This window comes from Variovorax paradoxus B4, assembly GCF_000463015.1.
GTDB lineage: Bacteria > Pseudomonadota > Gammaproteobacteria > Burkholderiales > Burkholderiaceae_C > Variovorax > Variovorax paradoxus_E.
Genome location: NC_022247.1, coordinates 2,122,760 through 2,148,585, shown reverse-complemented (window position 1 = coordinate 2,148,585; position 25,826 = coordinate 2,122,760). Strand labels below are relative to the sequence as shown.

General features: G+C 66.8%; 25 protein-coding genes and 1 pseudogene. 20 read left to right on the top strand and 6 right to left on the bottom strand.

The window, feature by feature from the left end; all coding sequences use genetic code 11:
• Positions 1-156: 156 nt before the first annotated feature.
• On the top strand, positions 157-1,128 hold the full coding sequence (locus tag VAPA_RS10020; RefSeq protein ID WP_021006647.1) for a quinone oxidoreductase family protein: 972 nt from the start codon (positions 157-159) through the stop codon (positions 1,126-1,128).
• A gap of 28 nt (positions 1,129-1,156) precedes the next feature.
• Here the strand turns inward: VAPA_RS10020 and VAPA_RS10015 are convergent, their stop codons facing one another.
• Positions 1,157-2,392: a porin gene (locus VAPA_RS10015; protein ID WP_021006646.1), complete on the bottom strand. Its 1,236-nt coding sequence runs from the start codon at positions 2,390-2,392 to the stop codon at positions 1,157-1,159.
• Positions 2,393-2,513: 121 nt separating this feature from the next.
• Between VAPA_RS10015 and VAPA_RS10010 the strand changes: the two genes are divergently transcribed.
• From VAPA_RS10010 to VAPA_RS09970, 9 genes are all read left to right on the top strand, one after another.
• Positions 2,514-3,554, top strand: a complete 1,041-nt coding sequence (locus tag VAPA_RS10010; RefSeq protein WP_021006645.1) for an AraC family transcriptional regulator — start codon at positions 2,514-2,516, stop codon at positions 3,552-3,554.
• A gap of 55 nt (positions 3,555-3,609) precedes the next feature.
• Positions 3,610-6,282 carry a LuxR C-terminal-related transcriptional regulator gene (locus VAPA_RS10005; protein ID WP_021006644.1) on the top strand — a complete coding sequence of 891 codons (2,673 nt, stop codon included), beginning with the start codon at positions 3,610-3,612 and terminating at the stop codon, positions 6,280-6,282.
• A gap of 202 nt (positions 6,283-6,484) precedes the next feature.
• Positions 6,485-7,333 (top strand): TauD/TfdA dioxygenase family protein, encoded by an 849-nt coding sequence (locus VAPA_RS10000; RefSeq protein ID WP_041946400.1) that lies wholly within the window; start codon positions 6,485-6,487, stop codon positions 7,331-7,333.
• 57 nt (positions 7,334-7,390) lie between these two features.
• A complete protein-coding gene (locus VAPA_RS09995) occupies positions 7,391-8,449 on the top strand; it encodes a beta-keto acid cleavage family enzyme (protein WP_021006642.1) in 1,059 nt (352 codons plus the stop codon).
• A gap of 31 nt (positions 8,450-8,480) precedes the next feature.
• A complete protein-coding gene (locus VAPA_RS09990; RefSeq protein WP_021006641.1) occupies positions 8,481-9,452 on the top strand; it encodes a Bug family tripartite tricarboxylate transporter substrate binding protein in 972 nt (323 codons plus the stop codon).
• A gap of 18 nt (positions 9,453-9,470) precedes the next feature.
• A complete protein-coding gene (locus VAPA_RS09985) occupies positions 9,471-10,034 on the top strand; it encodes an RBBP9/YdeN family alpha/beta hydrolase (protein WP_230559016.1) in 564 nt (187 codons plus the stop codon).
• Positions 10,035-10,074: 40 nt separating this feature from the next.
• Positions 10,075-11,046 (top strand): quinone oxidoreductase family protein, encoded by a 972-nt coding sequence (locus VAPA_RS09980; RefSeq protein ID WP_021006639.1) that lies wholly within the window; start codon positions 10,075-10,077, stop codon positions 11,044-11,046.
• Positions 11,047-11,085: 39 nt separating this feature from the next.
• Entirely contained in the window at positions 11,086-12,741 is a 1,656-nt protein-coding gene (locus VAPA_RS09975; RefSeq protein WP_021006638.1) for a 3-(methylthio)propionyl-CoA ligase, read from the top strand.
• Positions 12,738-13,976, top strand: coding sequence for a porin (locus tag VAPA_RS09970; RefSeq protein WP_021006637.1), 1,239 nt, complete (start codon positions 12,738-12,740; stop codon positions 13,974-13,976). Before VAPA_RS09975 ends, VAPA_RS09970 begins: the two co-directional genes overlap by 4 nt.
• A gap of 183 nt (positions 13,977-14,159) precedes the next feature.
• On the opposite strand, the gene VAPA_RS09965 is transcribed toward VAPA_RS09970, so the two are convergent.
• The 3 genes and pseudogenes from VAPA_RS09965 to VAPA_RS09955 form a co-directional block, all read right to left on the bottom strand.
• Entirely contained in the window at positions 14,160-14,831 is a 672-nt protein-coding gene (locus VAPA_RS09965) for a glutathione S-transferase family protein (protein ID WP_021006636.1), read from the bottom strand.
• Positions 14,832-15,155: 324 nt separating this feature from the next.
• Positions 15,156-15,567, bottom strand: a pseudogene (locus VAPA_RS35100) (IS701 family transposase); the annotation flags it as partial.
• A 278-nt stretch (positions 15,568-15,845) separates the two neighbouring features.
• Positions 15,846-16,382 (bottom strand): helix-turn-helix domain-containing protein, encoded by a 537-nt coding sequence (locus tag VAPA_RS09955; RefSeq protein ID WP_230559015.1) that lies wholly within the window; start codon positions 16,380-16,382, stop codon positions 15,846-15,848.
• A gap of 234 nt (positions 16,383-16,616) precedes the next feature.
• On the opposite strand from VAPA_RS09955, the gene VAPA_RS09950 reads away from it, so the two are divergent.
• The 10 genes from VAPA_RS09950 (at position 16,617) to VAPA_RS09910 (ending at position 24,197) form a co-directional block, all read left to right on the top strand.
• Positions 16,617-16,862, top strand: coding sequence for a helix-turn-helix domain-containing protein (locus VAPA_RS09950; RefSeq protein WP_041946067.1), 246 nt, complete (start codon positions 16,617-16,619; stop codon positions 16,860-16,862).
• A 30-nt stretch (positions 16,863-16,892) separates the two neighbouring features.
• Complete coding sequence (locus tag VAPA_RS09945; protein WP_155248061.1) at positions 16,893-17,867, top strand: FadR/GntR family transcriptional regulator; 975 nt, start codon at positions 16,893-16,895, stop codon at positions 17,865-17,867.
• Between the two features lie 662 nt (positions 17,868-18,529).
• Entirely contained in the window at positions 18,530-19,141 is a 612-nt protein-coding gene (locus tag VAPA_RS09940; protein ID WP_021006631.1) for a type IV toxin-antitoxin system AbiEi family antitoxin domain-containing protein, read from the top strand.
• Positions 19,138-20,091 carry a nucleotidyl transferase AbiEii/AbiGii toxin family protein gene (locus VAPA_RS09935; RefSeq protein ID WP_021006630.1) on the top strand — a complete coding sequence of 318 codons (954 nt, stop codon included), beginning with the start codon at positions 19,138-19,140 and terminating at the stop codon, positions 20,089-20,091. The genes VAPA_RS09940 and VAPA_RS09935 overlap by 4 nt, the downstream gene beginning before the upstream one ends.
• Before the next feature lie 153 nt (positions 20,092-20,244).
• The gene (locus tag VAPA_RS09930) at positions 20,245-20,814 is read left to right on the top strand and encodes a sigma factor (protein WP_051255378.1); all 570 of its coding nucleotides are present in this window, start codon (positions 20,245-20,247) and stop codon (positions 20,812-20,814) included.
• A gap of 146 nt (positions 20,815-20,960) precedes the next feature.
• Complete coding sequence (locus tag VAPA_RS09925; RefSeq protein ID WP_021006628.1) at positions 20,961-22,013, top strand: permease; 1,053 nt, start codon at positions 20,961-20,963, stop codon at positions 22,011-22,013.
• A 37-nt stretch (positions 22,014-22,050) separates the two neighbouring features.
• Positions 22,051-22,503, top strand: coding sequence for a hypothetical protein (locus VAPA_RS34415; RefSeq protein ID WP_155248060.1), 453 nt, complete (start codon positions 22,051-22,053; stop codon positions 22,501-22,503).
• A gap of 23 nt (positions 22,504-22,526) precedes the next feature.
• Positions 22,527-22,760 (top strand): thioredoxin family protein, encoded by a 234-nt coding sequence (locus tag VAPA_RS09920; RefSeq protein ID WP_021006627.1) that lies wholly within the window; start codon positions 22,527-22,529, stop codon positions 22,758-22,760.
• 76 nt (positions 22,761-22,836) lie between these two features.
• Positions 22,837-23,256 carry an OsmC family protein gene (locus VAPA_RS09915; protein ID WP_021006626.1) on the top strand — a complete coding sequence of 140 codons (420 nt, stop codon included), beginning with the start codon at positions 22,837-22,839 and terminating at the stop codon, positions 23,254-23,256.
• The gene (locus tag VAPA_RS09910; RefSeq protein ID WP_021006625.1) at positions 23,253-24,197 is read left to right on the top strand and encodes a cation diffusion facilitator family transporter; all 945 of its coding nucleotides are present in this window, start codon (positions 23,253-23,255) and stop codon (positions 24,195-24,197) included. Before VAPA_RS09915 ends, VAPA_RS09910 begins: the two co-directional genes overlap by 4 nt.
• Here VAPA_RS09910 and VAPA_RS09905 read toward each other — a convergent pair.
• Both VAPA_RS09905 and chrA read right to left on the bottom strand, forming a co-directional pair.
• Positions 24,160-24,465 (bottom strand): PadR family transcriptional regulator, encoded by a 306-nt coding sequence (locus VAPA_RS09905; protein WP_021006624.1) that lies wholly within the window; start codon positions 24,463-24,465, stop codon positions 24,160-24,162. The genes VAPA_RS09910 and VAPA_RS09905 overlap by 38 nt on opposite strands.
• A 9-nt stretch (positions 24,466-24,474) precedes the next feature.
• Entirely contained in the window at positions 24,475-25,680 is a 1,206-nt protein-coding gene (gene chrA, locus VAPA_RS09900) for a chromate efflux transporter (protein ID WP_021006623.1), read from the bottom strand.
• Between the last annotated feature and the right edge of the window lie 146 nt (positions 25,681-25,826).

Below are 25,826 nucleotides of genomic sequence, written 5' to 3'. Positions count from 1 at the left end.
ACACCGCCAGTATCCGGCGCACCCCGCCCTCTGTTCTTGCTTTATTGGGGCGTCTGCTTGTCGATTTGGGACATCGCCGCGGCGGTGCTTCCGGTCGCCGCGGCACGCCGCAAGAATGAGCGCTTCCATGCACCCAGACACTCCAGGAGACGCACCATGAACCAGGCCATCCGCTTCTATGAGACCGGCGGCGCCGACGTCCTGAAGCTCGAACACGTCGAGGTCGGCGAACCCGGTCCCGGCCAGGCGCGCGTGCGCCACAGCCTCATTGCCGTCAACTTCATCGACATCTACTTTCGCACCGGGCGCTATCCGCTCGCCCTGCCCAACGGCCTCGGCTCCGACGCCGTGGGCGTGGTGGAGGCCGTGGGCCCGGACGTGACCGACATCCGCGTGGGCGACCGCGTGGGCTATCTCATCGGGCCGCAAGGTGCCTACTCGCAGGTGCGCGTGATGCCGGCCGATGTGCTGATTCCGCTGCCCGAGGGCATCTCCGACCGCACCGCCGCCACGCTCATGATGAAGGGCATGACGGCGCAGTACCTGTTCCGCCAGGTCTATCCGCTCCAGGGCGGCGAGACCATTCTTTATCACGCGGCCGCCGGCGGCGTGGGCCTGATCGCCTGCCAGTGGGCCCGTGCCCTGGGCGTGACGATGATCGGCACGGTCAGCACCGACGAGAAGGCGGCCATCGCCAAGGCCAACGGCTGCGCGCACACGATCGTGACCTCGCGCGAGAACATCGCCCAGCGCGTGCGCGAGATCACCGAGGGCAAGGGCGTGCCGGTGGTCTACGACTCGGTGGGCAAGGACACATTGGAAGCGTCGCTCGACTGCCTGCAGCCGCGCGGCTCGCTGGTGAGCAACGGCACTTCTTCGGGCTCGGTGGTGATCGACACCAAGCTGCTGGCGGCCAAGGGCTCGCTCTGGCTCACGCGCCCGGCGATGGTGCATTACATCCAGCCGCGTTCGCACATGCTGGCCATGGCCGAGGAGCTGTTCGGCCACGTGCTGGCCGGGCGCATCGTGAGCGAACCGCAGCAGAGCTTTGCGCTCGCCGACGCGGTCGAGGCGCACCGCGCGCTCGAAGGCCGCAAGACCACCGGCGCCACCGTGCTCGTGCCCTGAGCAACGAACAAGCAGCGCCGCCCGGCGCTCAGAACGTGTGCCGGATGCCGACGTCGTAGCCCATCGCGCCGCGGGGCTGGAAGCCGCCCGAGGTGGTGAAGCCCGGCTGCGGAAAGATGGCAGGCAGGCTCAGCACCAGCGGCGTCACGCCCATCACGGTCGGGTTGTTGTGGCCGTCCCGGATGCGGATGCGGGCCACCGACGCGTACAGCGCCGTCCGCTTCGACAGGTGATGCACATAGCCGACTGCGAGCTTGTTGGTGCGGGCGTCCGCATCGGGCACCGTCGATCCATTGTCGAACTTCACCGTGGCGTAGGAGACGCGAATCAGCCCCGGGCCGACCGGCACCGTGAGGCCGAGCAAGGCGCCGTCGTACCGGCCGCTGACCGCGGCGGTCAGCGGCCGTTCCTTCACGTCCTTCACGCGCGACAGTTCGCCGAACAGCTTGGCCCACCCGAAGTCGTAGGACGCGCCGAGATTGACGGTCTTGATGCGCTCCTTGTTGAGCAAGGTGTCGGCCACCGTGCTCTCGCCGTAGGCCAGCGCCACGTCAACGGCCCCGTTCGACCAGCCGGCGCGTGCGCCCGCATAGCGCCCGCGGCGGCCCGTGCCGTCCGGGGCGGACGCGCCTTCGACCTTGATGTTCTCCGGCAGCGCGTACTGCACCTGGCCGTAGAAGCCGCCCAGATTCGGCGGCAGGAAGTAGCTGACGGCGTTGCTGGTGCGCAGGTAGCTGTCGGTGCCCGCCGAGAGGCCTCCGTTGAGCAGGCCGCCGGTCGCCAGTGCACGCGAGGCCGCGATGTTGCTGTTGACGACGGCGATCAGGTTCGTGCCCACGCCGTTGACGGTCATCGGATCGAACACCGCGTCGTTCCAGAACGAGGCGGTGTAGTCGCGGCCCAGGCGCAGTTCGCCGAAGGGCCCGCTCAGGCTGAGCGTGGAGCGGCGTCCGAAGTTGGAGATGCCGCCGCCCGTGTCGTTGCTCAACGGCGCCTCGAGCCAGAAGCTCGCAGCCAGGCCGCCGCCGAGGTCTTCGGTGCCCCGGAAGCCCAGGCGGCTCGAACTCAAGCCCGAGGGCGACAACACCGTCTGGCTCTGGCGCATCGTGCGCGGCCCGAAGAGCGCGGCGGAGCCGTAGGTCGAACTCTTCGTCGAATAGCGACTGATCCCCGCGTCGACGACACCGAACACGGTCAGTGAGGATTGGGCACTCGCGCCGGCGGCGCAAAAAGATCCCGCAACAAGAATGAAAGGTCTGAGCATGCCTGGTGTCTCCGATGGCTGTTGTTCGGTGCCCTGGATTCTGGTGACGGCGGTGTTCTCCCGATTGACTTTGCGCGCCAGCCACTTACCCTTCGATGCCACTCCAGTGCTCAGGTTTTCGATGTCTTCCTTGGTCCGCGCGGCAAGTCTCACCAACTACAGCGAAGTCGCCCGTGCCAGTGGACTGGACCCGGTGCGCATGCTGCTCGATGCCGGGCTGAACCCGAGCGTGCTGGACGAACCCGACCTGATGATTCCCGTCGAGAGCGTGGCCTCGCTGCTGCAGTCGTCGGCCGCGCGTTCCGGCAACGAGAGCTTCGGCCTGTGCATGGCGGAGTCGCGGCGCCTGTCCAACCTCGGGGCCGTCGGCCTGCTGGTGCGCGAACAACCCACGCTGCGCGATTCGCTCGATGTGCTGATGCGCTACCTGCCGCTGCTGAACGGCTCACTGTCGCTGATGATCGAGGCCTTCGACCAGGTGGTGGTCATCCGCGAGGAAGTGAAGCCCGGCAAGGAAAACCGCGCCACGCGCCAGCGCATCGAGCTCGCGCTGGGCGTGATGCTGCGCATCATGCGGCAGTTCCTCGGCGCCGACTGGCAGCCGCGACGCGTGTGCCTCGCGCACCCGGCGCCGCGCGACCTGCGCACGCACCGCCGGGTGATGGGCCCGGCCGTCGAGTTCGATCACGACTTCAACTGCATCGTCTGCGCCAAGGAAGACCTGGCCGCGCCCAACCCGTCGGCCGACCCGGCCATGGCGCGCTACGCGCAGCAGCTGCTCGATGCCTCGGCCCGGCCGCCCGTCGAAGCCCTGCACGACGACGTGCGGCGCGCGGTACTGCAGCTGTTGCCCAGCGGGCGCTGCACCATCGAGCAGGTGTCGGACCACGTGGGCGTGGTGTGCCGCACGGTCCAGCGCCGGCTCGCCGATGAAGGGCAGACCTTCTCGTCGATCGTCAACGACGTGCGCAAGGAACTCGCCACGCGCCACGTGCTGGAAAGCGACCGTCCGCTGGCCGAGGTGGCGGCGCTGCTCGGCTTCTCCGCGCCCAGCGGGCTGTCGCGCTGGTTCCACGCGCAGTTCGGCTGCAGCGCGAAGGAAAGCCGCGCGAAGCGCAGCGCGGGGCGCCGCCGGACGGCCGCGCTGCATGCTCGGGATTGACGCGGAAAATCGGCGCCGACCTCCTTCCCGCAGACACCACGGACACGAACGACCCTTGGCCACCTTCCCGTCGACCGGTGCGACCGGCGCCCCCCGCGACCTGCTGCTCAAGGTGACGCCGCCGCGCGTGCCGCGCCACCTGGTGTCGCGCGCCCGGCTGCTGGCCAGCGCCGATGCGCTGCGCGACCACGCGGTGTTCGTGGTGCAGGCACCGTCGGGCTTCGGCAAGACCTCGCTGCTGGCGCAGTGGCGGCTGGAGTACCTGGGCATGGGCATGCCGGTCGCCTGGGTCTCGGCGCAGAACCACGACGATCCGGGCCGGCTGGTTCAGAGCCTGGCGCTGGCGCTGCGCGTTGCCATGGGGCGCCCTGCCTTCGGCCGCAGCGTGCTCGAGGACGACCGGCCCGGCAACCTCGGGAGCGTCACGGCCCTGCTGTCCGAGCTGACGCAGGCGGCGCTGGATGTGGTGCTGGTCATCGACGAGGCCGAGCGGCTGCCGCCGGCCTCGCGCGAGGCGCTGGCCTACCTGCTGCGCAACGCACCGCCCAACGTGCGCACGCTGATCGCCACGCGCCCCGACGGCCGGCTCGACATCGAGGACCTCGTGGCCTACGGGCAGTGCGTGGAGATCGGTCCGGCGCTGCTGAAGTTCAGCCTCGACGAAACCCTGCAGCTCGTGCACGCCCGCTTCGGCGCGCGCGTCGACCGCAACACGGCCGCCCGGCTGCACGAGCTGACGGAAGGCTGGCCGCTGGGCCTGCAGCTGGCGATGACGATCATCTCGCGCGGCGCCGATGCCCACGCTGCCCTCTCCGGCATGACGGCGGCGGCCGGCGAACTGCAGGGCGAGCTGGTGCGGCTGCTGCTGGTCAACCTGGACCCGGACGATCGCGATTTCCTGGTGCGCATCGCCGTGCTCGACCTGCTGCATCCGGATCTGTGCCGGGCCGTGTCCGGTGCCGAAGACGCCGCGGCGCGGCTGGCGCGGCTGAACAACGACACGCCGGTGTTCGCCGCAGCAGAAGGAGGCGACTGGCTGCGCATGCATGCGCTGGCGCGCGACGTGCTGCGCCAGCGCTTCGGCGCGCTGGACACCGCCGAGCAGGTCGCGGTGCATGCGCGCGCGGCGCAGTGGCTGGCGGCACACGACCTGTTCGACGAGGCGGCGCACCATGCGCTGAGCGCGGGCCAGCACCAGACGGCCTACGAGCTGGCGGAGCGCAGCCTGTACGAGTCCCTCATGCGGCGCGGCCGGCAGGCGGCCGTGCTCGAATGGCTCGCGCAGATGCCCGCCGACGAACTCGACCGGCGCCCGCGCCTGCTGCTGGCAGCGGCGTGGACGCTCGCGTCGAGCGAGCGGCACGAGGAGGCCGGCCGCTTCGTGGCACGCATCCTGGCGCAGCCCGACGTCGGCGATGCCCTGCGCTGCGAATGCGCGCTGATCCTCGGCAGCGCCGCCGTGTTCGCGGACGACCCCGACCGTTTCGTCGAACTGCACGCGCCGTGGACCGAGGCCGTGCCGCTGACAGACCCGCTGCTGCTGCAGTCGCACGCCAACCGCATGGCCTACCGCGCGCTGCTCGAAGGCGAACCGGCGCTGGCGCGCCTGCGCCAGCAGCAGGCCATGCGCGGGCACCCGGGTCACGGCATCGACTACATCCGGCGCTGGAGCGAGCTGGTCATCGGCCTCAGCTACGCCTGGGAGGGCCAGGTGCTGCTGGCCGAGCAACTGCTGCGGCCCGCCGTGGCGGGCGCCGAGGCCGAGCTGGGCCGGCGCCACCGCTTCAGCTGCAACCTGGCTGCGCTGCTCGCCGCGGTGGCCTGGGATCGCGACCTGCCGGGCGACGCTGCGACGCTGCTGGCCGACCGCCTCGACGTGCTGGAGCACAGCGGCCTGCCGGAATCGCTGCTGCTGGCCTATCGGACCGCCGCGCGCATCGCGGCGGCCGAAGGCGCCGAACACCGCGCGCTGGAACTGCTGACCGCATTGGACGCGGTCGGCGCCGCGCGGCGCCTGCCGCGGCTGCGCATCGCCAGCCTCGCCGAGCAGGTGCGCCTGCACGCGCAGCGCCACCGCGCCCAGACCTGCCGCGAACTGTGCGAGCGCATCGACGCACAACTGGCCGACCCCGCGCTGCCGCAGGGCCCGCTCTGGCGGCGCGGCGTGGAGACGCTGCGCGACGTGGCCCGCGCCCATGCGGCCATTGCGACGCGCGACTGGCCGGACGCCCTCGCGCAGCTGGCGCGTGCCGACGACCAGGCCCGCCAGCGCAAGCAGGGCGGCCTGCACATCGAGCTGCTCGGCCTGCGCGCGCTGGCGCAAGAGCGCTGCGGCCAGCCCTCGCAGGCGCTGCTGCGCGAAGCGATGGACCTGGCGCGCGCCTACGGGCTGCAGCGCGTGTTCTCCGACGCGCACCCCGACCTCGGCGCCTGGGTCGGCACGCTCGCGGCCGAGAGCGCGCAGCCCGAGATCACGGTCGCCAGCGCCGCCGCGCCGCCGCCCGCGCTCCCCGCGACGCACGGCGCGGTGCTCACGCCCAAGGAGGGCGAGGTGCTGTCGCTGCTGGCCCGCAACCTGTCGAACAAGGAAATCGGACGCGCCATGCAGGTGGGCGAGACCACCATCAAGTGGCACGTCAAGAATCTGTTCGCCAAGCTGGATGCCGGCACCCGCACGCAGGTGGTCCAGCGCGCGCGCATCCTGGGACTGCTCGGCCCCGAGCGCTGAGCGAGGGTTCTCCCTCCCCTCCCGGACCGGGCGCCCCCTTCTGCAAGGAGGGGGCGCGGGAAGGGTTCGCGACCTATTCTTCCTTCCCACACGGTCACCGCCGGACAGCGGCGCCAGACGACCGGGCGAAGGAGACAAAACCATGGGTTCCATGAACCAGCCAGCCCCCTCGAATGGGGCACCCGCCGTGCTGACGCGCGGCATCCAGGTCCACCCCGTGACCTGCGCGATCGGCGCCGAACTGCGCCAGGTGTCGCTGGCCGAGGCCTCGCGCGACGCCGGCCTGGCGGCCGAGATCCGCGCGCTCCTCATCAAGCACAAGGTGCTGTTCTTCCGCCAGCAGGAGCTCACGCGCGCCGAGCATGTCGCCTTCGCCCGCCACTTCGGCGAGCTCGAAGACCACCCGGTGGTCGGCAGCGACCCCGAGCACCCCGGGCTGGTGCGCATCTACAAGAACCCCGACACCCCGGTCGACCGCTACGAGAACAGCTGGCACACCGACGCCACCTGGCGCGAGAAGCCGCCCTTCGGCTGCGTGCTGCGCTGCGTCGAATGCCCGCCGGTGGGCGGCGACACGATGTGGGCCAACATGGCGCTGGCCTTCGAGAATCTGCCCGCGCACATCCGCCAGCAGATCGCCGGGCTGCGCGCACGCCACAGCATCGAGGCCACCTTCGGCGCCGCGATGCCGATCGAGAAGCGCCTGGCGCTGAAGGCCCAGTTCCCCGACGCCGAGCACCCCGTGGTGCGCACGCACCCCGACACGGGCGAGAAGATCCTGTTCGTCAACGGCTTCACGACCCACTTCACCAACTTCCACACGCCGGCCAACGTGCGCTACGGGCAGGACTACCAGCCCGGCGCCGCCATGCTGCTCGCGTACCTCGTGAGCCAGGCCCAGATCCCCGAGTACCAGGTGCGCTGGCGCTGGCAGCCGGGCGACGTGACGATGTGGGACAACCGTTCGACCCAGCACTACGCGGTCATGGACTACCCGCCCTGCCATCGAAAGATGGAACGCGCCGGCATCGTCGGCGAAGCGGTCTTCTGAGCGGGCGCAGCCCTGCGCCTTCCTTATCCCCTTCTTCCTTTCTACCGAGGTTTTGCCATGAACTTTCTCGACGGCCATCTGTTCCCCGAAAACCAGCAGCCGCTGATCATCACCGCCGCGCCCTACGCGCCGTCGTGGGTGCCCGCCGACTTCCCCGAGGACATCCCGGTCACGATGGAGCAGCAGATCCAGAAGGCGGTCGATTGCTACAACGCCGGCGCCACCGTGCTGCACCTGCATGTACGCGAACTCGACGGCAAGGGCAGCAAGCGGCTGTCCAAGTTCAACGAGCTGATCGCCGGCGTGCGCGCACGCGTGCCCGAAATGATCATTCAGGTGGGCGGCTCGATCAGCTTCGCGCCCGAGAGCGAAGGCGCCGCTGCCAAGTGGCTGTCGGACGACACGCGCCACATGCTGGCCGAGCTGGAGCCCACGCCCGACCAGGTGACGGTGACCATCAACACCTCGCAGATGAACGTGGTCGAGCACTGGGAAGACGCCGACGTCAAGGGCACCTCGATGGAAGACCCCGAGGTCTACCGCGCCTACAAGGAAATGACGGTGCCGGCGCAGCCGGGCTGGGCCGAGGAGCACATCCGCCGCCTCAGCAAGGCCGGCATCCAGAGCGCCTTCCAGTGCTACAACATCAACAGCTTCGACTCGGTCGAACGGCTGATGCGCCGCGGCGTCTACAAGGGCCCGCTGGTGATGAACTGGGTGGCCATCGGCGGCGGCATGGACGTGCCCAACATCTACAGCCTGGCCAACTTCGTGCGTGCGGTGCCCGACGGCGCGGTGCTCACGGTGGAAAGCTCCATGCGCAACGTGCTGCCCGTGAACATGATGGGCATCGCCATGGGCCTGCACGTGCGCTGCGGCATCGAGGACAACCTCTGGAACCAGTCGCGCTCCGGGAAGATAGGCACGGTGGCGCAGGTCGAGCAGCTGGTGCAGATCTCGCGGCAGTTCGGTCGCCCGATCGCCACGGCCAAGCAGGCGCGCGAGATCTCCAGGATCGGCGTCTTCTACGACACGGCAGAAGAATCGCTGCTGGCCAACGGCTTCGCGCCCAACCGCAACGGCGGCCAGCAGGGCTTCCTGCGCAAGGCGGCCTGAGCCCTCTCCCCACCTCACTCCAGGCACTCCCATGACACTTCTTCCGCGCCTCGCTTCTCTGACGATGGCCGTTGCCGCCGCGCTGTACGCGCCAGCCGGCTTCGCCTTCATCGACAAGCCGGTTCACCTGATCGTGCCCGCGCCGCCGGGCGGCACCATCGACGTGATCGCGCGCATCATCGGCGACCAGTTGGCGCAGGAGATCAAGCAGCCCGTCGTGGTCGAGAACAAGCCCGGCGCGGGCGGTGCGATCGCCGTCAAGTACATGCTCTCGCAGCCCGCCGACGGGCAGACGCTGATGGTGACGGCCAGCAACGTGCTGTCCGAGATTCCCCACGTGATGAAGACCGGTTTCGACCCGCTGAAGGACGTGAAGCCGGTCGGCATCATGGCGCGCTCGGCGCTGCTGTTCATCGCGGCGCCGCAGTTTCCGGCCAAGGACGCCAAGGAGGCCATCGCCTACGTGAAGGCGCATCCGGGGCAGGTGTCGTACGCCTCGTACAGCGCGGGCACCGCCTCGCACTACGCAGGCGCGATCCTGAACCAGAAGGCGCAGCTCGACATGCAGCACGTGCCCTTCGCCGGCTCGGCGCCCGCGCTGGCGCAGGTCATGGGCGGGCAGATTCCGCTCATGTTCGACGGCACGGTCACCTCGAAGAACCTGGTCGCCGGCGGACGGGTGCGCCTGCTGGGCGTGGCCTACAAGACGCGCCTGCCGGACTTTCCGAACGTGCCGACGATGGCGGAGATCGGCTACCCCGACCTGAACTTCAGCAACTGGACCGGCGTGATCGCCTCGTCGCAGATGCCCGCCACGCTGATCGAAAAGATCCATGCGGTGCTCGAGAAAGTCGCCGCCACCCCGGCCTTCCGCGGGCGCCTCGTGAGCGCCGGCTTCGAGCCGGTCGGTCCGCGCTCGCTGGAGCAGGCCGCGACCGAACTGCGCGAAGAGCACGGCCGCAACGCCGAGATCGTGAAGAGCTTCGGCATCCAGCTGAACTGATCCCCACCCTCCATTCCCCTGCACATGACCGCTCCCACCGTCCTGATCGTTCCCGGCCTGCGCGACGCCGTCGCCAGCCACTGGCAAACCCTGCTTGCGGCGCGCCTGCCACGCGTGCGCGCGGTGCCGCCGATGGGCCGCGAAGACCTCGACTGCACCGCGCGCGTCGAAGCCATCGAGCGCGAGGCGCAGGCGGTCGACGGCCCGCTGATCGTCGTGGCGCACAGCGGCGGCGTGGTGATGCTGGCGCACTGGGCGCAGCGCACGCGCCGGCCGGTGCGCGGCGCGCTGCTGGCCACGCCGCCCGATTTCGAACGGCCGATGCCCGAGGGCTACCCGAGCGTCGAGGCCTTGCGCGCAGGCGGCTGGCTGCCGGTGCCGACCGGGCCGCTGCCGTTCCCGAGCATCGTGGTGGCCAGCCGCGACGACCCGCTGGCGTCCTTCGAGCGCGTGGCGCAGATGGCGCAGGGCTGGGGCAGCCGGCTGGTCGACCTTGGCGCGGTCGGCCACCTCAACCCCGCTTCGGGCTACGGCGAGTGGCCGGGCGCGCAGGCATTCCTCGACGAACTCGCGGCGGGCTGAGCCCATCTCGCCGCCCCTTGCACCGAGAAAGAAACACATCATGGTCAAAGCCATCCGCTTCCACGAGACCGGCGGCGCCGACGTCCTGAAGCTCGAACACGTCGAGGTCGGCGAACCCGGTCCCGGCCAGGCGCGCGTGCGCCACAGCCTCATTGCCGTCAACTTCATCGACATCTACTTTCGCACCGGGCGCTATCCGCTCGCCCTGCCCAACGGCCTCGGCTCCGACGCCGTGGGCGTGGTGGAGGCCGTGGGCCCGGACGTGACCGACATCCGCGTGGGCGACCGCGTGGGCTATCTCATCGGGCCGCAAGGTGCCTACTCGCAGGTGCGCGTGATGCCGGCCGATGTGCTGATTCCGCTGCCCGAGGGCATCTCCGACCGCACCGCCGCCACGCTCATGATGAAGGGCATGACGGCGCAGTACCTGTTCCGCCAGGTCTATCCGCTCCAGGGCGGCGAGACCATTCTTTATCACGCGGCCGCCGGCGGCGTGGGCCTGATCGCCTGCCAGTGGGCCCGTGCCCTGGGCGTGACGATGATCGGCACGGTCAGCACCGACGAGAAGGCGGCCATCGCCAAGGCCAACGGCTGCGCGCACACGATCGTGACCTCGCGCGAGAACATCGCCCAGCGCGTGCGCGAGATCACCGAGGGCAAGGGCGTGCCGGTGGTCTACGACTCGGTGGGCAAGGACACATTGGAAGCGTCGCTCGACTGCCTGCAGCCGCGCGGCTCGCTGGTGAGCAACGGCACTTCTTCGGGCTCGGTGGTGATCGACACCAAGCTGCTGGCGGCCAAGGGCTCGCTCTGGCTCACGCGCCCGGCGATGGTGCATTACATCCAGCCGCGTTCGCACATGCTGGCCATGGCCGAGGAGCTGTTCGGCCACGTGCTGGCCGGGCGCATCGTGAGCGAACCGCAGCAGAGCTTTGCGCTCGCCGACGCGGTCGAGGCGCACCGCGCGCTCGAAGGCCGCAAGACCACCGGCGCCACCGTGCTCGTGCCCTGAACGAAGAACAACGAACAAGCGAACGAAGAGCCCCCTCCCATGAACGGATTGATGATGGATCGGCCGCTGCTGATCTCCTCCCTGCTGACGCACGCGGAAACCCAGCACGGCGAACAGGAGATCGTCTCGCGCCGCGTCGAAGGCGACCTGCACCGCACCACCTACCGCGCGCTGGGCCAGCGCGCGCGCCAGCTGGCCAATGCGCTGGCGGCACTGGGCGTCGCGCACGGCGACCGCGTGGCCACGCTGGCCTGGAACGGCCACCGCCACATGGAGCTGTACTACGCGGTCTCGGGCTCCGGTGCCGTGCTGCACACGCTGAACCCGCGCCTGCACCCGGACCAGGTGCGCTGGATCGTCGATCACGCGGAAGACCGCGTGCTGTGCTTCGACCTGAGCTTCCTGCCGCTGGTCGAGGCCATCGCCCCGCACGTGGCCACCGTGAAGGCCTTCGTCGCGATGTCCGACCGGGCGCACATGCCCGCGTCTTCGGCGATCCCGAACCTGCTGTGCTACGAGGACCTGCTCGACGCGCAATCGCCCCGCTTCGAGTGGCCGGATTTCGACGAACGCACCGCCTCGTCGCTGTGCTACACCTCGGGCACCACCGGCAACCCCAAGGGCGTGCTGTACAGCCACCGCTCCACGGTGCTGCACAGCTACGCGGCGGCCCTGCCCGACGCGCTCAACTGCGCCAGCGCCGACACCATCCTGCCCGTGGTGCCGATGTTCCATGTGAACGCCTGGGGCCTGCCGTACATCGCATGCATGGTGGGCGCCAAGCTGGTGTTCCCCGGCCCGTCGCTCGACGGCAAGTCGCTGCACGACCTGTTCGAAGCCGAGGGCGTGACCGTCTCCGCCGGCGTGCCCACCGTGTGGCAGGGCCTGCTGACGCACGTGGAAAGCCACGGCCTGAAGTTCTCGACCATGCGCCGCACCATCGTCGGCGGCTCGGCCTGCCCGCCCGCGATGATGCGCGCCTTCCAGGAGCGCCACGGCGTGCAGGTGCTGCATGCCTGGGGCATGACCGAGATGAGCCCGCTGGGCACCGCCGGCGCGCTCAAGCCCGCGCACCATGCGCTCGACGCCGAACAGCGCCTGGCCATCCAGTCGAAGCAGGGCCGCGCGGTGTACGGCGTCGAGATGAAGATCGTCGACGCCGACGGCACCGCCCTGCCCCACGACGGCCGCAGCGCGGGCGAACTGATGGTGCGCGGCCCGTGGATCCTCTCGCGCTACTTCAAGGGCGAAGGCGACGGTCCGCTGGTGAACGGCTGGTTTCCCACCGGCGACGTGTCCACCATCGACGCCGACGGCTTCATGCAGATCACCGACCGCAGCAAGGACGTGATCAAGTCCGGCGGCGAGTGGATCGGCTCGATCGACTTGGAGAACATCGCGATGGCCCACCCCGCCGTGGCGATGGCCGCCTGCATCGCGGCGCGCCATCCGAAGTGGGACGAGCGGCCGCTGCTGGTGGTGGTGCGCAAGCCCGGGCAGGCGCTCGCGCGCGACGAACTGCTGCGCTTCTACGACGGCAAGATCGCCAAGTGGTGGACGCCGGACGACGTGGTGTTCGTCGACAGCATCCCGCTCGGCGCGACCGGCAAGGTGCAGAAGAACCTGCTGAGAGACGCCTGGCGCGACCATCTGCTGGACGAAGACAAACACAACAAGCAGGAGACAAGACCATGAAGAAGAAGACCCTCGCCGCCGCCGCGGCCGCCCTGGTCGCCGGCCATTGCCTCGCCCAGTCGTCGCTCACGCTGTTCGGCGTGGTCGATGCAGGCGTCAGCCACTACCGCACCACGAGCAGTTCGTGGAACCCGCTGCGCCCGGCCGAGCTGCGGCAGAGCCAGACCGTGCTGTCCCCGTCGGGCAATGCCTCGAGCCGCCTGGGCTTTCGCGGCACCGAAGACCTCGGCGGCGGGCTGGCCGCAAGCTTCTGGCTCGAGGCGCCGCTGAACAACGACACAGGCGGCGGCATCGCGAACTTCGGACGCCGTTCCACGCTCAGCCTGAGCGGGCCTTTCGGCGAACTGCGCCTGGGCCGCGACTACACCGCCTCGTTCTGGAACGACGCGGTGTTCGACCCGTTCAGCGTCAACGGCGTGGGCACGAACCTGATTGCCGTCGTCAACAGCAACATCGCGGCTTCGCGCGCGCTGGCGACCGGCGGTCTGCTCAACGGAGGCCTCTCGGCGGGCACCGACAGCTACCTGCGCACCAGCAACGCCCTCAGCTATTTCCTGCCGCCGAACCTGGGCGGCTTCTACGGCCAGGTGCAGTACGCGCTGCACGAGAACGTGAAGATCGACAACCTGCCGGACAGCCCCTCGCAGCGCGGCCGCTACGTGGGCGGTCGCATCGGCTGGGCCAGCGGCCCGGCCGACGTGGCCCTGGGCTACGGGGAGAGCACCCTGGCCAGCACCGCCTCCCAAGGCGAGAAAATCAAGAGCCTGAACCTCGGCGCTTCGTACGATTTCGGGCCGGTGAAGCTGTTCGGTGAATGGTCGCGCGTGCGCGACGTGCGCAGCAGCAACAGCGGCCTTCCCGCCGGGGCCATGCGCCTGAGCGACCGCTACGACGGCCTCATGGCCGGCATCAACGTGCCGCTGGGCGCCGGCATGCTGCGCGCCTCCTACGCCCGCGTGCGCTTCCTGAACGGCCTCGGACTGCCGGACGGCAATTCGTCGGTGAACAAGCTCGCGCTGGGCTATGTGCATAACCTGTCGAAGCGCACGGCGCTGTATGCCTCGGTGGCGCGCATCCACATCGGCAATGGCCGCAACAACCCGTCCGTGATGGGCGTGACGCCGCTGGTGTTGAGCAACCCGGCGATCTTTCCGCAGCCGACCTATGCAACCACCGGCGGCATGCAGCCGCGCAGCGCGCTGGGGTACGACGTCGGCGTACGCATGGTCTTTTGAGCAAGCCCGGCACGCTCATCGCCGACGAGGCCTGCGACACGCAGGCTCGCGTGCTTGGTCAGCTTGCGGGCGCCTCGTCGAAGAAGCATCGTTCGGGATTCCTGGATCTATCGTTCGCCGGGCCGGCCGGAATCAGCACCCTGACATTGTTCGCGCCCGTCCGGACACCGACGTGCAACCGAGCTATTCGGGCCTGATGTCGGGCGACGCAATCGTGGGCACCCCCTGCGAGATGGCGGCACCGTTCTGGGCCACCATCGCGCGCCGGTAAGCAGGCCTCGCCTGCAGGCGTTCCCAATAGGCGCGAACCGACGGCGTGAATTGCTGGTCGAGGCCGAGATGCCGGGCCAGCAGCAGCGCGTAGCCGACCGAAACATCGGCGGCGGTGAAACGATCCGCACAAAGGAACGCCTGCTCCGACAAGAGCGGTTCCAGTGTCCGCAACCTCGCGAGGAACCACTTGCCGTAATCGTGGGCCACCTGGGGCTGGCGCCGTTCGCCCGTTTCGAAGTGCAGATAACGCAGCACCAGTGTCTGCGGGAACGTCAAGGTCGCTTCACCGAAATGCAGGTAATTCAGGTAGGCGCCAAAGGCCGGCTCATCGATGCCCACATCGAGCTTTCCCGGAGAAAAGCGTGCCGCCAAATACTGGCAGATGGCAGACGACTCGGTCATGCGAACCGTCCCGTCGAACATGGCCGGCACGGTTCCCAGGGGATTGATCTCCAGGTACGGCCGGGCCAGCGCGCGGGGCGGGAACGGCATCATCTTCAGCTCGTACGCAACCCCGATCTCCTCGAGCATCCACAAGGGACGAAACGAACGTGCGCTCACGCAATGGTGCAAAGTAATCATGGCTTCAGTGCTCGGTGGCGGCGGGCCTCGACCCACTTCCTACAGCGTCGGCGATGAGGTCGCCCATGCGTTCCGTTCCAACCAGTCGGGTGCTGCTGCATCGGATATCCGCGGTACGGTAGTCCTGACGAAGCACCGAGCGTATCGCAACCTCGATGACTACAGAAAGGTCGGGCCAGTGCGCGGAGTGGCGCAGCAGAAGCCCTATTCTTACTGTGTCACAAGCGTAGCCTTGTGTTTTCGCGCAGGCAGCACGGACATCGGGGCAGCGTCTTGAGCAAGGCTGCGGCGATAAGCAGCCGCAAAGTCGTGATGGACGATGGCACGTGGCGCTGCGTGCGCTGGGCTGCCGCGAGGCTTGTAATGCGTGGGCAGGGCAGATTCTTTGCTTCGTGCGGAGTTTTTTTTTACCGGCTCCCTCGGGATGCCGCAGTTGCCGCGCCATCAAGAAGCCGTAAGCGGCGATGCTCAGGCTGGCGTGGTGATGGAACCCCCGCCAGCCCCGGCCTTCGTAGTGGCCCAGCCCCAGTTCCTGCTTGAGGTCCTGGTAGTCGCGCTCAATGCGCCAGCGCATCTTGGCCTCCAGCACCATGCGCTCAAGCGGCAGATCCTCAGCCAGCGTGGACAGCCAGTACTTCATCGGCTCCTTGTGGCCTTCGGGCCACTCGATGAGCAGCCACTCCTGGACGCGCTGCTGCATGCGCAGGTGCTCGCGATGGGCCGCGCGCACGCGTACGCCACCCGGCTGACGCCTTCGTTCGTGCCGATGACCGTCCAGACACAGGCGCCCGCGCGACGCAAGACATGCATCTGTGAAGGTCTGCGGATGGCCGCAGCGGTCAGACGCTGCCGCGAAGAGCCGCGACGGCGACCTCGTAGGCAAGTTGCTCTGCTGTGCTGCTTGGCGCATTGTTGCTGGTGATCACCACAATCTGTGGTGGAAAAAAACCGAAACCAGCATGATGGGAGCGCGTTTTGGCACCTTGTGGTCGACGTTCAGGGCCTTGGCCCGCCCTACTCCCGCATCGTGAATACGACCGACAGGTAGCTCACCGGACTTTCCTCGATTGAATCAATTCCATGCAGGGCGGTGGCGTCGAACTGCAGTGAATCGCCCGGGGCCAGCTTCACCACCTTGGTGCCGTAGCGATAGGTGACGTGGCCAGTGAGAAGGTGCAGGAACTTCACACCGGGGTGCTGGAAGGTCACGTAAGGCTCCGCTTGCGGCAGTAGGGTGACCAAGTAAGGCTCAACGAACAGGTTGCCCGAGAGCTGATGGCCCAGGAGTTCGTAGCGGTAGCCGGCTACGGCGCCGACGCGCTCGACCAGTATTCCCTTGCCCGCGGGGACATAGGACAAGTCCGTGCGACTGGTCTGATCACCGAAGAAACGGGAGACTGGCACCCCCAGGCCGCGGGCGATGCGGTCGAGCGTTTCGACGGAGGGGGAGACCAAGCCGCGCTCGATGCGCGAGAGCATGGAGCGGGAGACGCCGGAAATGACGGCGAGATCCCCTCCTGAGGCGCCGGATGCAACGCGCAGCGCCCGGATCTGGTGGCCAATACGGAAGGCAGAGTCGCTGCGAGTGGGTGCTGAGGCAGGTATACGCGTGCGCACGACAGACGCCGGCAGCCGGAAAGGGCGAGCAGTCGGAAAAGGGGAGGCGCCGCGCAGTTCTTTCATCACACTCGTCGCAAGGAAGATGAAGCGTCGACCAGTGAGGCTGAGACTTCATGGGTCTTATCGTACGTGGTTTTATCGTACTCGCACATGGACCATTCGTCCATGCCCAACCCGTCCCCAAAGTACGCGTCCGATCCGGCGCTCGTATCGTTGGGCGTCGCCATCAGAGGCATCCGGCTGGTGCGCGGGTTTTCTCAAGAAGATCTCGCCCTCCAGAGTCAGATCGAGCGCTCGTACATGAGCAGTATTGAGCGCGGTATGCAGAACGTAGGCGTGATGACCCTGGTGCGTATCTGCGCGACGCTTGGTGTGTCCGTTGCCGAATTGATGTCGGCCGCGAAGCTGTAGTTTTGGCTCGAGCAGTTCGGCAATCTCGGCGTGAGTGTGCTGCTCGAGCAGCATGTCGACGAGTTCGACGACCTTCGGCTGTGTCTTAACTTGCTGTGCCGACGATCTGCGATTCACCGTCGTGATCGTCTGCGTTTTGCCGCCCTTGAAGCGCACGTGAACCTTGGTGATTCCCTCTGCAGGCAGCCTGATCAAGGTGGCATCTTCGATGATGAGGTCGATCATCCTCTTGCGCTCGCGGTTCGGCGTGTGGGGGCGGAACCAGTGGCGACATTGCGGCCAAGCCCGAACTTCGCGCCGATCAAGGCCAAGCGCGCCTTCGAGGCGGTGTGCGAGCAGATCCGCCGCGAGGTGGCACTGGGCACATTGAAACCGGGCGACCGCCTGCCGCCTGAGCGCGAATTCGCCGAGCAGCTCGGCGTCAGCCGCACCGCCATCCGCGAGGCGATGCGCAGCCTGGAGAACGCCGGCATCGTGCAGTGCCAGCAAGGCATGGGCGGCGGCGCCTTCATTCGCGAGCGCGACTCCATGGCCGTGACCCAGGCCGTCGGCGACATGGTCATGCTGGGACAGATTCCCTCGCACAGCGTGACCGAGGTGCGCATCATCCTTACCGAACAGGCGATCCGCATGGCCTGCGAACGCGCGACCGAAGAGGATTTCATGGCGATCGAGCGGGACATCGACCGTGCCGAGCAGCTGACCGTTCGCGGCGACTTCACGCGACGCAACACCTACATCACCGAGTTCTACCGCATCCTTGCACAGGCAACGCACAACCAAGTCATGGTGATGCTGGTGGAGTCACTCTCGGAATTGACCCGTACGCTGCTGGCCAAAGCGAGCCCGGTGCCGCGCAGCGATGTAATCGGCGTGCGGCGCAATGTGCTAAAGCTCATGCGCGCGCGACGCCGACGGTGCGGTCCGGGAGATGCGGGCTCATCTCGAGCGATTGCATCGTTTGCTCGAAGCGCAGGACTGATGGCACAACACAACCGAGCGTAACAAGACGCTGACCGGCATTCGGTCGGATGGGCCAGTCTTCAAGGCCGCTTTCGCCAGCTCACGATCGCTGGCGAGATCACGTCGTCATCACCCGCTTGACGAACTCAAGGACGGAGTCGGTCGCGGGAGCTCGAGGCTTCCAGCCAGCCGTTGCCACTTGTGCACGATGTTGACATTCACGCTGTTACGTTCGGCGGGCTTTTACAAAACGAGGCAGGTCTGAGCGACACAGTTGAAATACGATGTGGCGCGCTCAAGTACGCTATAACCTGCTGGCCCACTCAATGGTTTCCGAGGGCCGAAAACCCGCATGAATGCTAGCTTTGTTGGGTTGGGACATCGTACTTTACCGTCACTTCTACCGTCGAAAAACGAGCGCTTTTACTGGCGCGGGAGATGGACTCGGTTTGCGGGGAAGCTACTCCTGCCTATCAATCGTCAACGATCGCCAGCACCGAGGCTCTATTTTGCCCGCGTTAAACGCGCTGGCTGCAAGACGGCGCAGGCAGGGTGTCCTACCCGGCTTCTGGGATGGGTTCGCCTTACGCGGTGGGAGCGCTGTTCCGAACTCGCACCTTCGGCATTTCCAGGTAGCCTTCAATGGCATTGCGTTAGCTAGTCGTTTATTGACAAATGACTAATTATTGCAACATACTTCAGGGATGGGCTCGGACTCCACGCTCGAACAAGCCGTCCTCGCGTTCGCCGGACGTCGGCCACTGCTGCGCGCGCGAGATCTGGCTGAGCAGGGCCTTCCGACCGTGGTGCTCAGCCGGCTGGTTGCAGCCGGCAAGCTTGAGCGCATCGCCCGTGGCGTCTACAGCCTGCCAGGACGCGCGCTCAGCGAGCACCGGTCTCTGGCCGAGGTAGCCCTGCGTGTGCCGCGGGGTGTCGTGTGCCTGCTGTCGGCGCTTCGCGTCCATGGCATCGGCACGCAGGCGCCCTTCGAGGTCTGGATGGCAATCCCCCATCACTCGCCCACACCCCGGCTGGACCAGCCTGCCCTGCGCGTGGTGCGCATGTCGGGCGCCGCTCTGACCGAGGGCATCGAGCCGGTCGAGATCGACGGCGTGAAAGTCCCGGTGTTCAACGCGGCCAAGACGGTGGCCGACTGTTTCAAGTACCGCAACAAGATCGGCCTGGACGTGGCGCTGGAAGCGCTGCGCGATGGCTGGACACAGCGCAAGCTGACCATGGATGCGCTCTGGCACTACGCCACGATGGATCGCGTTGTCAATGTTATGCGGCCCTATCTGGAAAGCGTCACCGCATGAGCCGCAACCTGGCCGCTTCCATCCGCGCCCGCCTGAAGCAGCGCGCCGATGCCACGAAGCAGGACTTCAACCTGACGCTGACTCACTATGGGTTGGAGCGGCTCCTGTACCGGCTGTCAGTCTCGCCGCATGCCGCCAATTACCTGCTCAAGGGCGCACTGCTGTTTTCGCTGTGGTACGACCAACCACATCGGCCGACGCGGGATGCGGACCTGCTGGGCTTCGGTCCAGACGATCTCGACACCGCCGTGGCGGCCTTCCGCGAGATCTGCCAGATCGAGGTGGAGGATGGAATCGCATTCGATCCTGCCTCGGTCAAAGGCTCGGTGATCCGCAAGGAGGCGGGCTACGGCGGTGTGCGGATCGACCTGCGTGCGAAGCTGGATGGTGCGCGCATCGCGCTGCAGGTGGACATCGGTTTTGGCGACGCGGTCACGCCGGCGCCGGAGACGGTCAGCTACCCGGTGCTGCTCGAAGACCTGCCCGCCCCACAACTGCGCTCCTATCCGAAATACACGGTGGTGGCCGAGAAGTTTCATGCGGTGTGCCTGCTCGGCATGGCCAATACCCGCATGAAGGACTACTTCGATCTCTGGGTACTGCTTGCCGAAGATGCCTTGGAAGCCGCCGAACTGCGCCGCGCAGTCGAGGCCACGTTTGATCGGCGGAAACTCGCGATGCCCAGCACCCTCCCCTCGGGCTTGAGCGATGCATTCGTGCAGGATGCTGCGAAGCAACGACAGTGGGCGGCCTTCCTGAAAAAGAACCGACTCGAGGCCCTGGACCTCGCCCAGGTCGTCGCGCTGTTGCGCGGCGAGTTTCAGAAACTCGGGGCCTACAAGAACAACGAGGAGCACCTGGCCAAGGGCAAGAAGGGCACCGTCTTCGGTGGCGTCGCCGAAGTGGGCGTGACGATCGAAGAGCTCCAGCGCCGCGAAGCCAAGCTCTGAGCGTCAACGATGCCACTGCGGCAGGGAGAGCATCCCTCTCCCTTCCGCAAAGGTCTTCCTACCCTGCTTCTTCTGGACGGTCCATCGTGAACTCCAGAGCGTGGAGGTTTCGTTCGAGTTATCCGCGACGACGGGCAGCGCGTGGCCGAGCACGTGACCACGCTTGATGCAGGCCGATCCTTTGCCTGCGTGACGTCTGCCTGGCAGGCGCATGAAGCGGAATTGCGGGGCTATCTGCGACACCGGCTCTCGGATGCGGACGCCGCCGACGACGACGTGCTTCAGGATGTCCTCCTGAAGGCCATTCGACAAGGTCCAGGCTTCTGCACGCTCGAAAATCCGCGCGCTTGGCTGTTTCAGGTGGCGCGAAACGCCCTGGTGGACCGGCTTCGCATGGCACGCCCGACCGAGCCGCTGTCTGACGATTTGCCGGAGGTGCCCCACGAACCGCTCGCGGCGGTGGATGCGCTTGCCGATTGCCTGGACCGCGCACTCGGAGAACTCTCAGCCGGTGACGCAGCCATCCTGCGTGCCTGCGACATCGAAGGCCAGACCCAACTGGCGTTTGCGCAGTCACACAGCGCAACCCTGGCGTCAACAAAGTCGCGCCTGCAGCGGGCGCGGCAACGCCTGCGCGATCGAATCCCAAGGGCATGCCAGGTGAGGTTTGCACCCGACGGCAGCGTTTGTTGCCACATACCGCGGCCGGACGTCCCCACCTGAGATCACTCCACCGCGCCGCATTGCGCAGGTGGCAGATGCGTCGAGGCCATCCAAGCGGACCTGGTTTGATCTCCATCAAGCGCCCGCAGCGCCATCGGTGCATCCTTTTGCCTGGATCCTCGTCTCCTCGTCAGGAGGATCCCACCATGACCGAACTGACCCTGTCCCAACGTACCCAATTGCTGCCCCGGCGGCACCCTCGCGCCTTCCTCTTGCTGGCGGCTGTCGCCTGGTGGGCACTTTACAAGTCGCTCAATTCCGTTTCCGAGGCGCTCGTTGCGGCGCTGCCGGTGGAGCGCGGCAGCCGGCTCGGCGGCGCGCTCCAGTTCTTCCTCTACGACACGCCCAAGGTGCTGCTGCTGCTCACGGCCGTGGTGTTCGTCATGGGGATGGTCAACTCCTACTTCACGCCCGAACGCACCCGGGCGCTGCTGGCAGGGCGCGCCGAAGGCATGGCCAACGTGATGGCGGCCGGCCTGGGCATCGTGACGCCGTTTTGCTCCTGCTCGGCGGTACCGCTGTTCATCGGGTTCGTTCAAGCCGGAGTCCCGCTGGGCGTGACCTTCTCCTTCCTCATTTCGGCACCGATGGTCAACGAGGTCGCGCTCGCGCTGCTGTTCGGCATGTTCGGCTGGAAGATCGCCCTGCTCTACATGGGGCTGGGGCTGACGGTGGCGATCGTTGCCGGCTGGGTCATCGGCCGGCTCAGGATGGAAAGCTACCTCGAAGACTGGGTGCGCGACATGCCCAAGGTGGCCGCCGCAGGCGGCGAGAACGGACTGACGCTGCCCGAGCGCATCGAGTCGGGCTTTGCGAGCGTGCGCGAGATCGTGGGCAAGGTCTGGCCCTACATCCTGGTCGGCATCGCCATCGGCGGCGCCATTCATGGCTGGGTGCCGCAGGACTTCATGGCATCGATCATGGGCAAGGACGCGTGGTGGTCGGTTCCGCTGGCGGTACTGCTCGGCGTTCCCATGTACACCAACGCAGCCGGCGTGATTCCCATCGTCCAGGCCCTGTTGGCCAAGGGCGCCGCGCTGGGCACCGTGCTCGCCTTCATGATGAGCGTGATCGCGCTGTCGCTGCCCGAGATGATCATCCTGCGCAAGGTTCTCAAGATCCCGCTGATCGTCACCTTTGCGGGCGTGGTCGCCATGGGGATCCTCATCGTGGGCTTCCTATTCAACGCGGTCCTGTGACTGCGTCTTTGCACACCGGTCTTGCGAAAGCCCCCTCATGCCCGAACTTGTTCTGCATCTCTTTCACAACGACCCTGCTGCGCTGTCCACTGTGCCCACGCACCAGGCACACGACACACGCCGGCCAGCGCTGGAGGTCTACATCTTCGGACCGGCCGAAGGTGCGCGATCGGCGAACGACCGGGCCGAATTCAACGGTCGCATCGATGCGCAGGTGAAGCTCGGGGTGCGAATCGAATCACCACATGCATCGGCTTGGCACAGCTGGCGGGCGCCGACGCGGCGTTTCGCGACCGCGGTCCGGCCCTCGAGTCGGCCGCGGTGGCATTTCCGCGCTTCGCTGCCGAAGCGGCCACTCCATGTCGACACTGGACCCACGGCCCCTGCCGAGCAGCACAGCCATGAGTGCTTCTGTCTCGGCCTCGACCGCGGCGCGCTTGGCGCCGGCGCGCACGGTCATATCGGGTCGGCGGCCGAACCGGCCGTTTGAATTTTCAGTCTCAAGGAGCTTTCATGGACATCAAGGTACTCGGCACGGGTTGTGCCAACTGCAAGAGCACCATCGCGCTCATCGAGCAGATCGCCAAAGACAAAGGCGTGCTCATCACGCTGAGCAAGGTGGAGGAATTGCGCGACATCATGGGCTATGGCGTGATGAGCACGCCCGGCGTCGTGATCGACGGCAAGGTGGTGCACGCGGGCGGCGTGCCCCGGCGCAACAAGATCGAACAATGGCTGACGGCCTGAGAAGCGCTCGATGAATGATCAGGTCAATCTGCCGCCGCCGGTTTCCTGCGGCAAGTGCCTTTGAACCGCTCAGCCCATGGGCAAGATGCAGTTCGACGTCGTTGCGGTTCGCCTGAGCGCACAGCTCAGCGAGGCTCGCTGCAAAGAGGCCACCGTGTCGCTGGACACCGACCTGGCCGGCAACCCAAAGGCTTTCAATCCAGCAGAACTGCTGCTGGCGGCCCTGTCGGCCTGCATGATCAAAGGCATCGAGCGTGTCGCTCCGATCTTGAAGTTCAAATTGCAGGGCGTCGACGTTCGCGTGCACGGCGTGCGGCAGGATGTGCCGCCGCGCCTGGAATCCATCACCTACGAAATTGTGGTCGACACCGACGAGTCCGACAGGCGGCTCGATCTTCTCCATGAAAACGTGAAGAAGTACGGCACGGTGTTCAACACCGTGGCGCCCGGTACCGCGTTGTCGGGCGTCCTGCGGCGGAAGGAGCCCCCTCCGTGAGCACAGGGCATGACCACGGCCACGGCGCGGCCGGTTTCAATGCCGCCTTTGCCATCGGCATTGGCCTGAACATGGCATTCGTTGTCGTCGAGGCCTTCTACGGCTGGAGGATCAATTCCCTGGCCCTGCTGGCCGACGCAGGGCACAACCTGAGCGACGTCATTGGCCTTGTTCTGGCCTGGGGCGCAGCCCTGGCCAGCCGGCTGCGACCCAATGCACGCCACACCTATGGGTGGAAGCGCGCAAGCATCCTGGCCGCCTTCATCAATGCGCTGCTGTTGCTGGTGGCGATGGGATCCCTGGCCTGGGAGGCGGTGCACAGGCTGCAGTCACCCGAACCCATTGATGGCCTCACGATCATGCTGGTCGCCGGCGTCGGCATCGTCGTCAACACGATCACCGCGCTGCTGTTCATGCGCGGCCGCGAGGGCGATCTCAACATCCGCGGCGCCTTCCTTCACATGGCGGCCGACGCGCTGGTATCGGCCGGCGTGGTGGTGGCCGGCAGCCTGACGCTGTGGTTCGGCTGGACCTGGCTCGACCCAGTGGCCAGCCTGGTGATCGCCGCCGTCATCGTCGTTGGCACCGCCAGCCTGTTCAAGCAATCCCTGCACCTCTTGTTCGATGGCGTGCCCGAAAGCGTGGACCTCCATGAGGTGCAGGCCCTGCTCGAGGCCCTGCCCGGCGTGGCGCGGGTGCACGACCTGCACGTGTGGGCCATGGGAACGTCCGAGATCGCCATGACCGCGCACCTGGTGATGCCCGAGGGCCATGCAGACGATGCCTTCCTGCAGCGGGCAACCGGGCAACTGCACGACCGCTTCGGAATCGAGCACGTCACGCTGCAGGTGATGCGCGTCCCGTTCACCACCCCCTGCGCTCGATCTGACGATAACACCAGGCTCAGTGACCCTCGATCAGTTCCCCGAACAGTTCCTTGACCTTCGCTCGCGCCTCGGCAAGCGCAATCCGGCCTTGCCCGGTGATCTCGTAGACGCGCCGCCCCCGCCGCCCAGTACGCTCGTGACGCGACGTCAGATAACCCTTTTTCTCCAGTCCATGCAGCATCGGGTACAGCGTTCCGGCGCTCATCTCATATCCGTGATGCCGTAGCTCCTCAATGATGCCGAGTCCGAAGATCGGTTCCACGGCTGCGAGGTGCAGGATGTGCAGGCGGATCAGGCCGCCGTAGAGGTCTTTATCGGTCATGGCACAGTCTCACAGAACGGCACTCAGCAACCAGCCTGCCGCACCGCTACCGATGACGACCAACCAGGGCGGGAGCTTCCAGAACATCAGTGCGACGAGGGCCACCAGAGCCAGCCCGAAATCTCGGGGCTGATGAATGGCGCTCGTCCATACCGGCTGATAGAGCGCAGCCAGCAGGAGACCGACCACGGCAGCATTGACCCCGGCCAGCGCCGCTTGAGTGCGCATGCTGTGCCGCAGCCGCTCCCAAAAAGGCAAAGCACCGACGACCAGCAAGAATGACGGCGCAAAGATCGCCAGCAGGCAGATCGTGCCGCCGATCCATCCGGAAGGCGTTGTGCTCATGGAGGCCCCAAGAAACGAGGCGAACGTGAACAGGGGGCCGGGCACCGCCTGCGCAGCACCGTACCCCGCCAGGAAGGCGTCATTGCTGACCCAGCCGGAGGGCACCACCTCAGCTTGCAGCAGCGGCAGCACGACGTGGCCACCGCCGAAAACCAGTGACCCGGCACGGAAGAAAGCGTCCACCACGGCCATGGGTTGACTTGGCATCAGTTGAGCCAAAACCGGCAGACCGACCAGCAGAGCGAAGAACAGCGTCAACCAGATCGCGCCGACACGGCGGCTGACCGTGATCGGCAGCGGATCATGTGCGCCGTCCTGAGCAGGCTTGAACAGCAGCAGTCCAGCGATGCCCGCAGCAGCAATCATGCCGACCTGCCCCCATGCGGACGGGACAAGCAGAACGACACAGGTCGCAATCGCCATGATGGTGATACGCGGCACATCCGTACAGAGGTTGCGTGCCATGCCCCATACCGCCTGGGCGACGACCGCGACTGCCACCACTTTCAGACCATGCAGCGCGCCTGGCGATATGGCATTGCCGTAGGTGGAAATGCCCAGCGCGAACAGGATCAAGGCAACGGCTGAAGGCAGTGTGAAGCCGGCCCAGGCGGCCAGCGCCCCGGCGTAGCCCGACCGGGACAGGCCCAATGCCATGCCGACCTGGCTGCTTGCAGGCCCCGGCAGGAATTGGCACAGCGCCACCAAGTCTGCATAGCTGCGCTCGGACAACCAGCGCCGCCGTGTGACGAACTCATCGCGAAAGTAGCCCAAGTGTGCGATGGGACCGCCGAAAGAGGTCAACCCAAGACGCAGAAAGATAAGAAAAACAGACCCCGGGTTGCGGTCGCCAGTGTGCGTGTTGGTCATCGGTTCCTTTGATTTCAAAAGGGATCGGTTCATAATAATCGAATATCGATATTGAAATTCAATTATTTGACGGAGGCTCGGGAATGGAACTTGTCTTGATTGGCGTCTCGGCGCTACTCATCTCTGGCCTGACACTTTTTTTCCGG

Excerpts from the sequence above, each read along its gene's own strand:
- VAPA_RS10020 (WP_021006647.1), top strand. The coding sequence starts at position 157 with ATGAACCAGGCCATCCGCTTCTATGAGACCGGCGGCGCCGACGTCCTG.
- VAPA_RS10015 (WP_021006646.1), bottom strand. The coding sequence starts at position 2,392 with ATGCTCAGACCTTTCATTCTTGTTGCGGGATCTTTTTGCGCCGCCGGC.
- VAPA_RS10010 (WP_021006645.1), top strand. The coding sequence starts at position 2,514 with ATGTCTTCCTTGGTCCGCGCGGCAAGTCTCACCAACTACAGCGAAGTC.
- VAPA_RS09995 (WP_021006642.1), top strand. The coding sequence starts at position 7,391 with ATGAACTTTCTCGACGGCCATCTGTTCCCCGAAAACCAGCAGCCGCTG.
- VAPA_RS09990 (WP_021006641.1), top strand. The coding sequence starts at position 8,481 with ATGACACTTCTTCCGCGCCTCGCTTCTCTGACGATGGCCGTTGCCGCC.
- VAPA_RS09980 (WP_021006639.1), top strand. The coding sequence starts at position 10,075 with ATGGTCAAAGCCATCCGCTTCCACGAGACCGGCGGCGCCGACGTCCTG.
- VAPA_RS09975 (WP_021006638.1), top strand. The coding sequence starts at position 11,086 with ATGAACGGATTGATGATGGATCGGCCGCTGCTGATCTCCTCCCTGCTG.
- VAPA_RS09970 (WP_021006637.1), top strand. The coding sequence starts at position 12,738 with ATGAAGAAGAAGACCCTCGCCGCCGCCGCGGCCGCCCTGGTCGCCGGC.
- VAPA_RS09965 (WP_021006636.1), bottom strand. The coding sequence starts at position 14,831 with ATGATTACTTTGCACCATTGCGTGAGCGCACGTTCGTTTCGTCCCTTG.
- VAPA_RS09950 (WP_041946067.1), top strand. The coding sequence starts at position 16,617 with ATGCCCAACCCGTCCCCAAAGTACGCGTCCGATCCGGCGCTCGTATCG.
- VAPA_RS09940 (WP_021006631.1), top strand. The coding sequence starts at position 18,530 with ATGGGCTCGGACTCCACGCTCGAACAAGCCGTCCTCGCGTTCGCCGGA.
- VAPA_RS09935 (WP_021006630.1), top strand. The coding sequence starts at position 19,138 with ATGAGCCGCAACCTGGCCGCTTCCATCCGCGCCCGCCTGAAGCAGCGC.
- VAPA_RS09925 (WP_021006628.1), top strand. The coding sequence starts at position 20,961 with ATGACCGAACTGACCCTGTCCCAACGTACCCAATTGCTGCCCCGGCGG.
- VAPA_RS34415 (WP_155248060.1), top strand. The coding sequence starts at position 22,051 with ATGCCCGAACTTGTTCTGCATCTCTTTCACAACGACCCTGCTGCGCTG.
- VAPA_RS09920 (WP_021006627.1), top strand. The coding sequence starts at position 22,527 with ATGGACATCAAGGTACTCGGCACGGGTTGTGCCAACTGCAAGAGCACC.
- VAPA_RS09915 (WP_021006626.1), top strand. The coding sequence starts at position 22,837 with ATGGGCAAGATGCAGTTCGACGTCGTTGCGGTTCGCCTGAGCGCACAG.
- VAPA_RS09905 (WP_021006624.1), bottom strand. The coding sequence starts at position 24,465 with ATGACCGATAAAGACCTCTACGGCGGCCTGATCCGCCTGCACATCCTG.
- chrA (WP_021006623.1), bottom strand. The coding sequence starts at position 25,680 with ATGACCAACACGCACACTGGCGACCGCAACCCGGGGTCTGTTTTTCTT.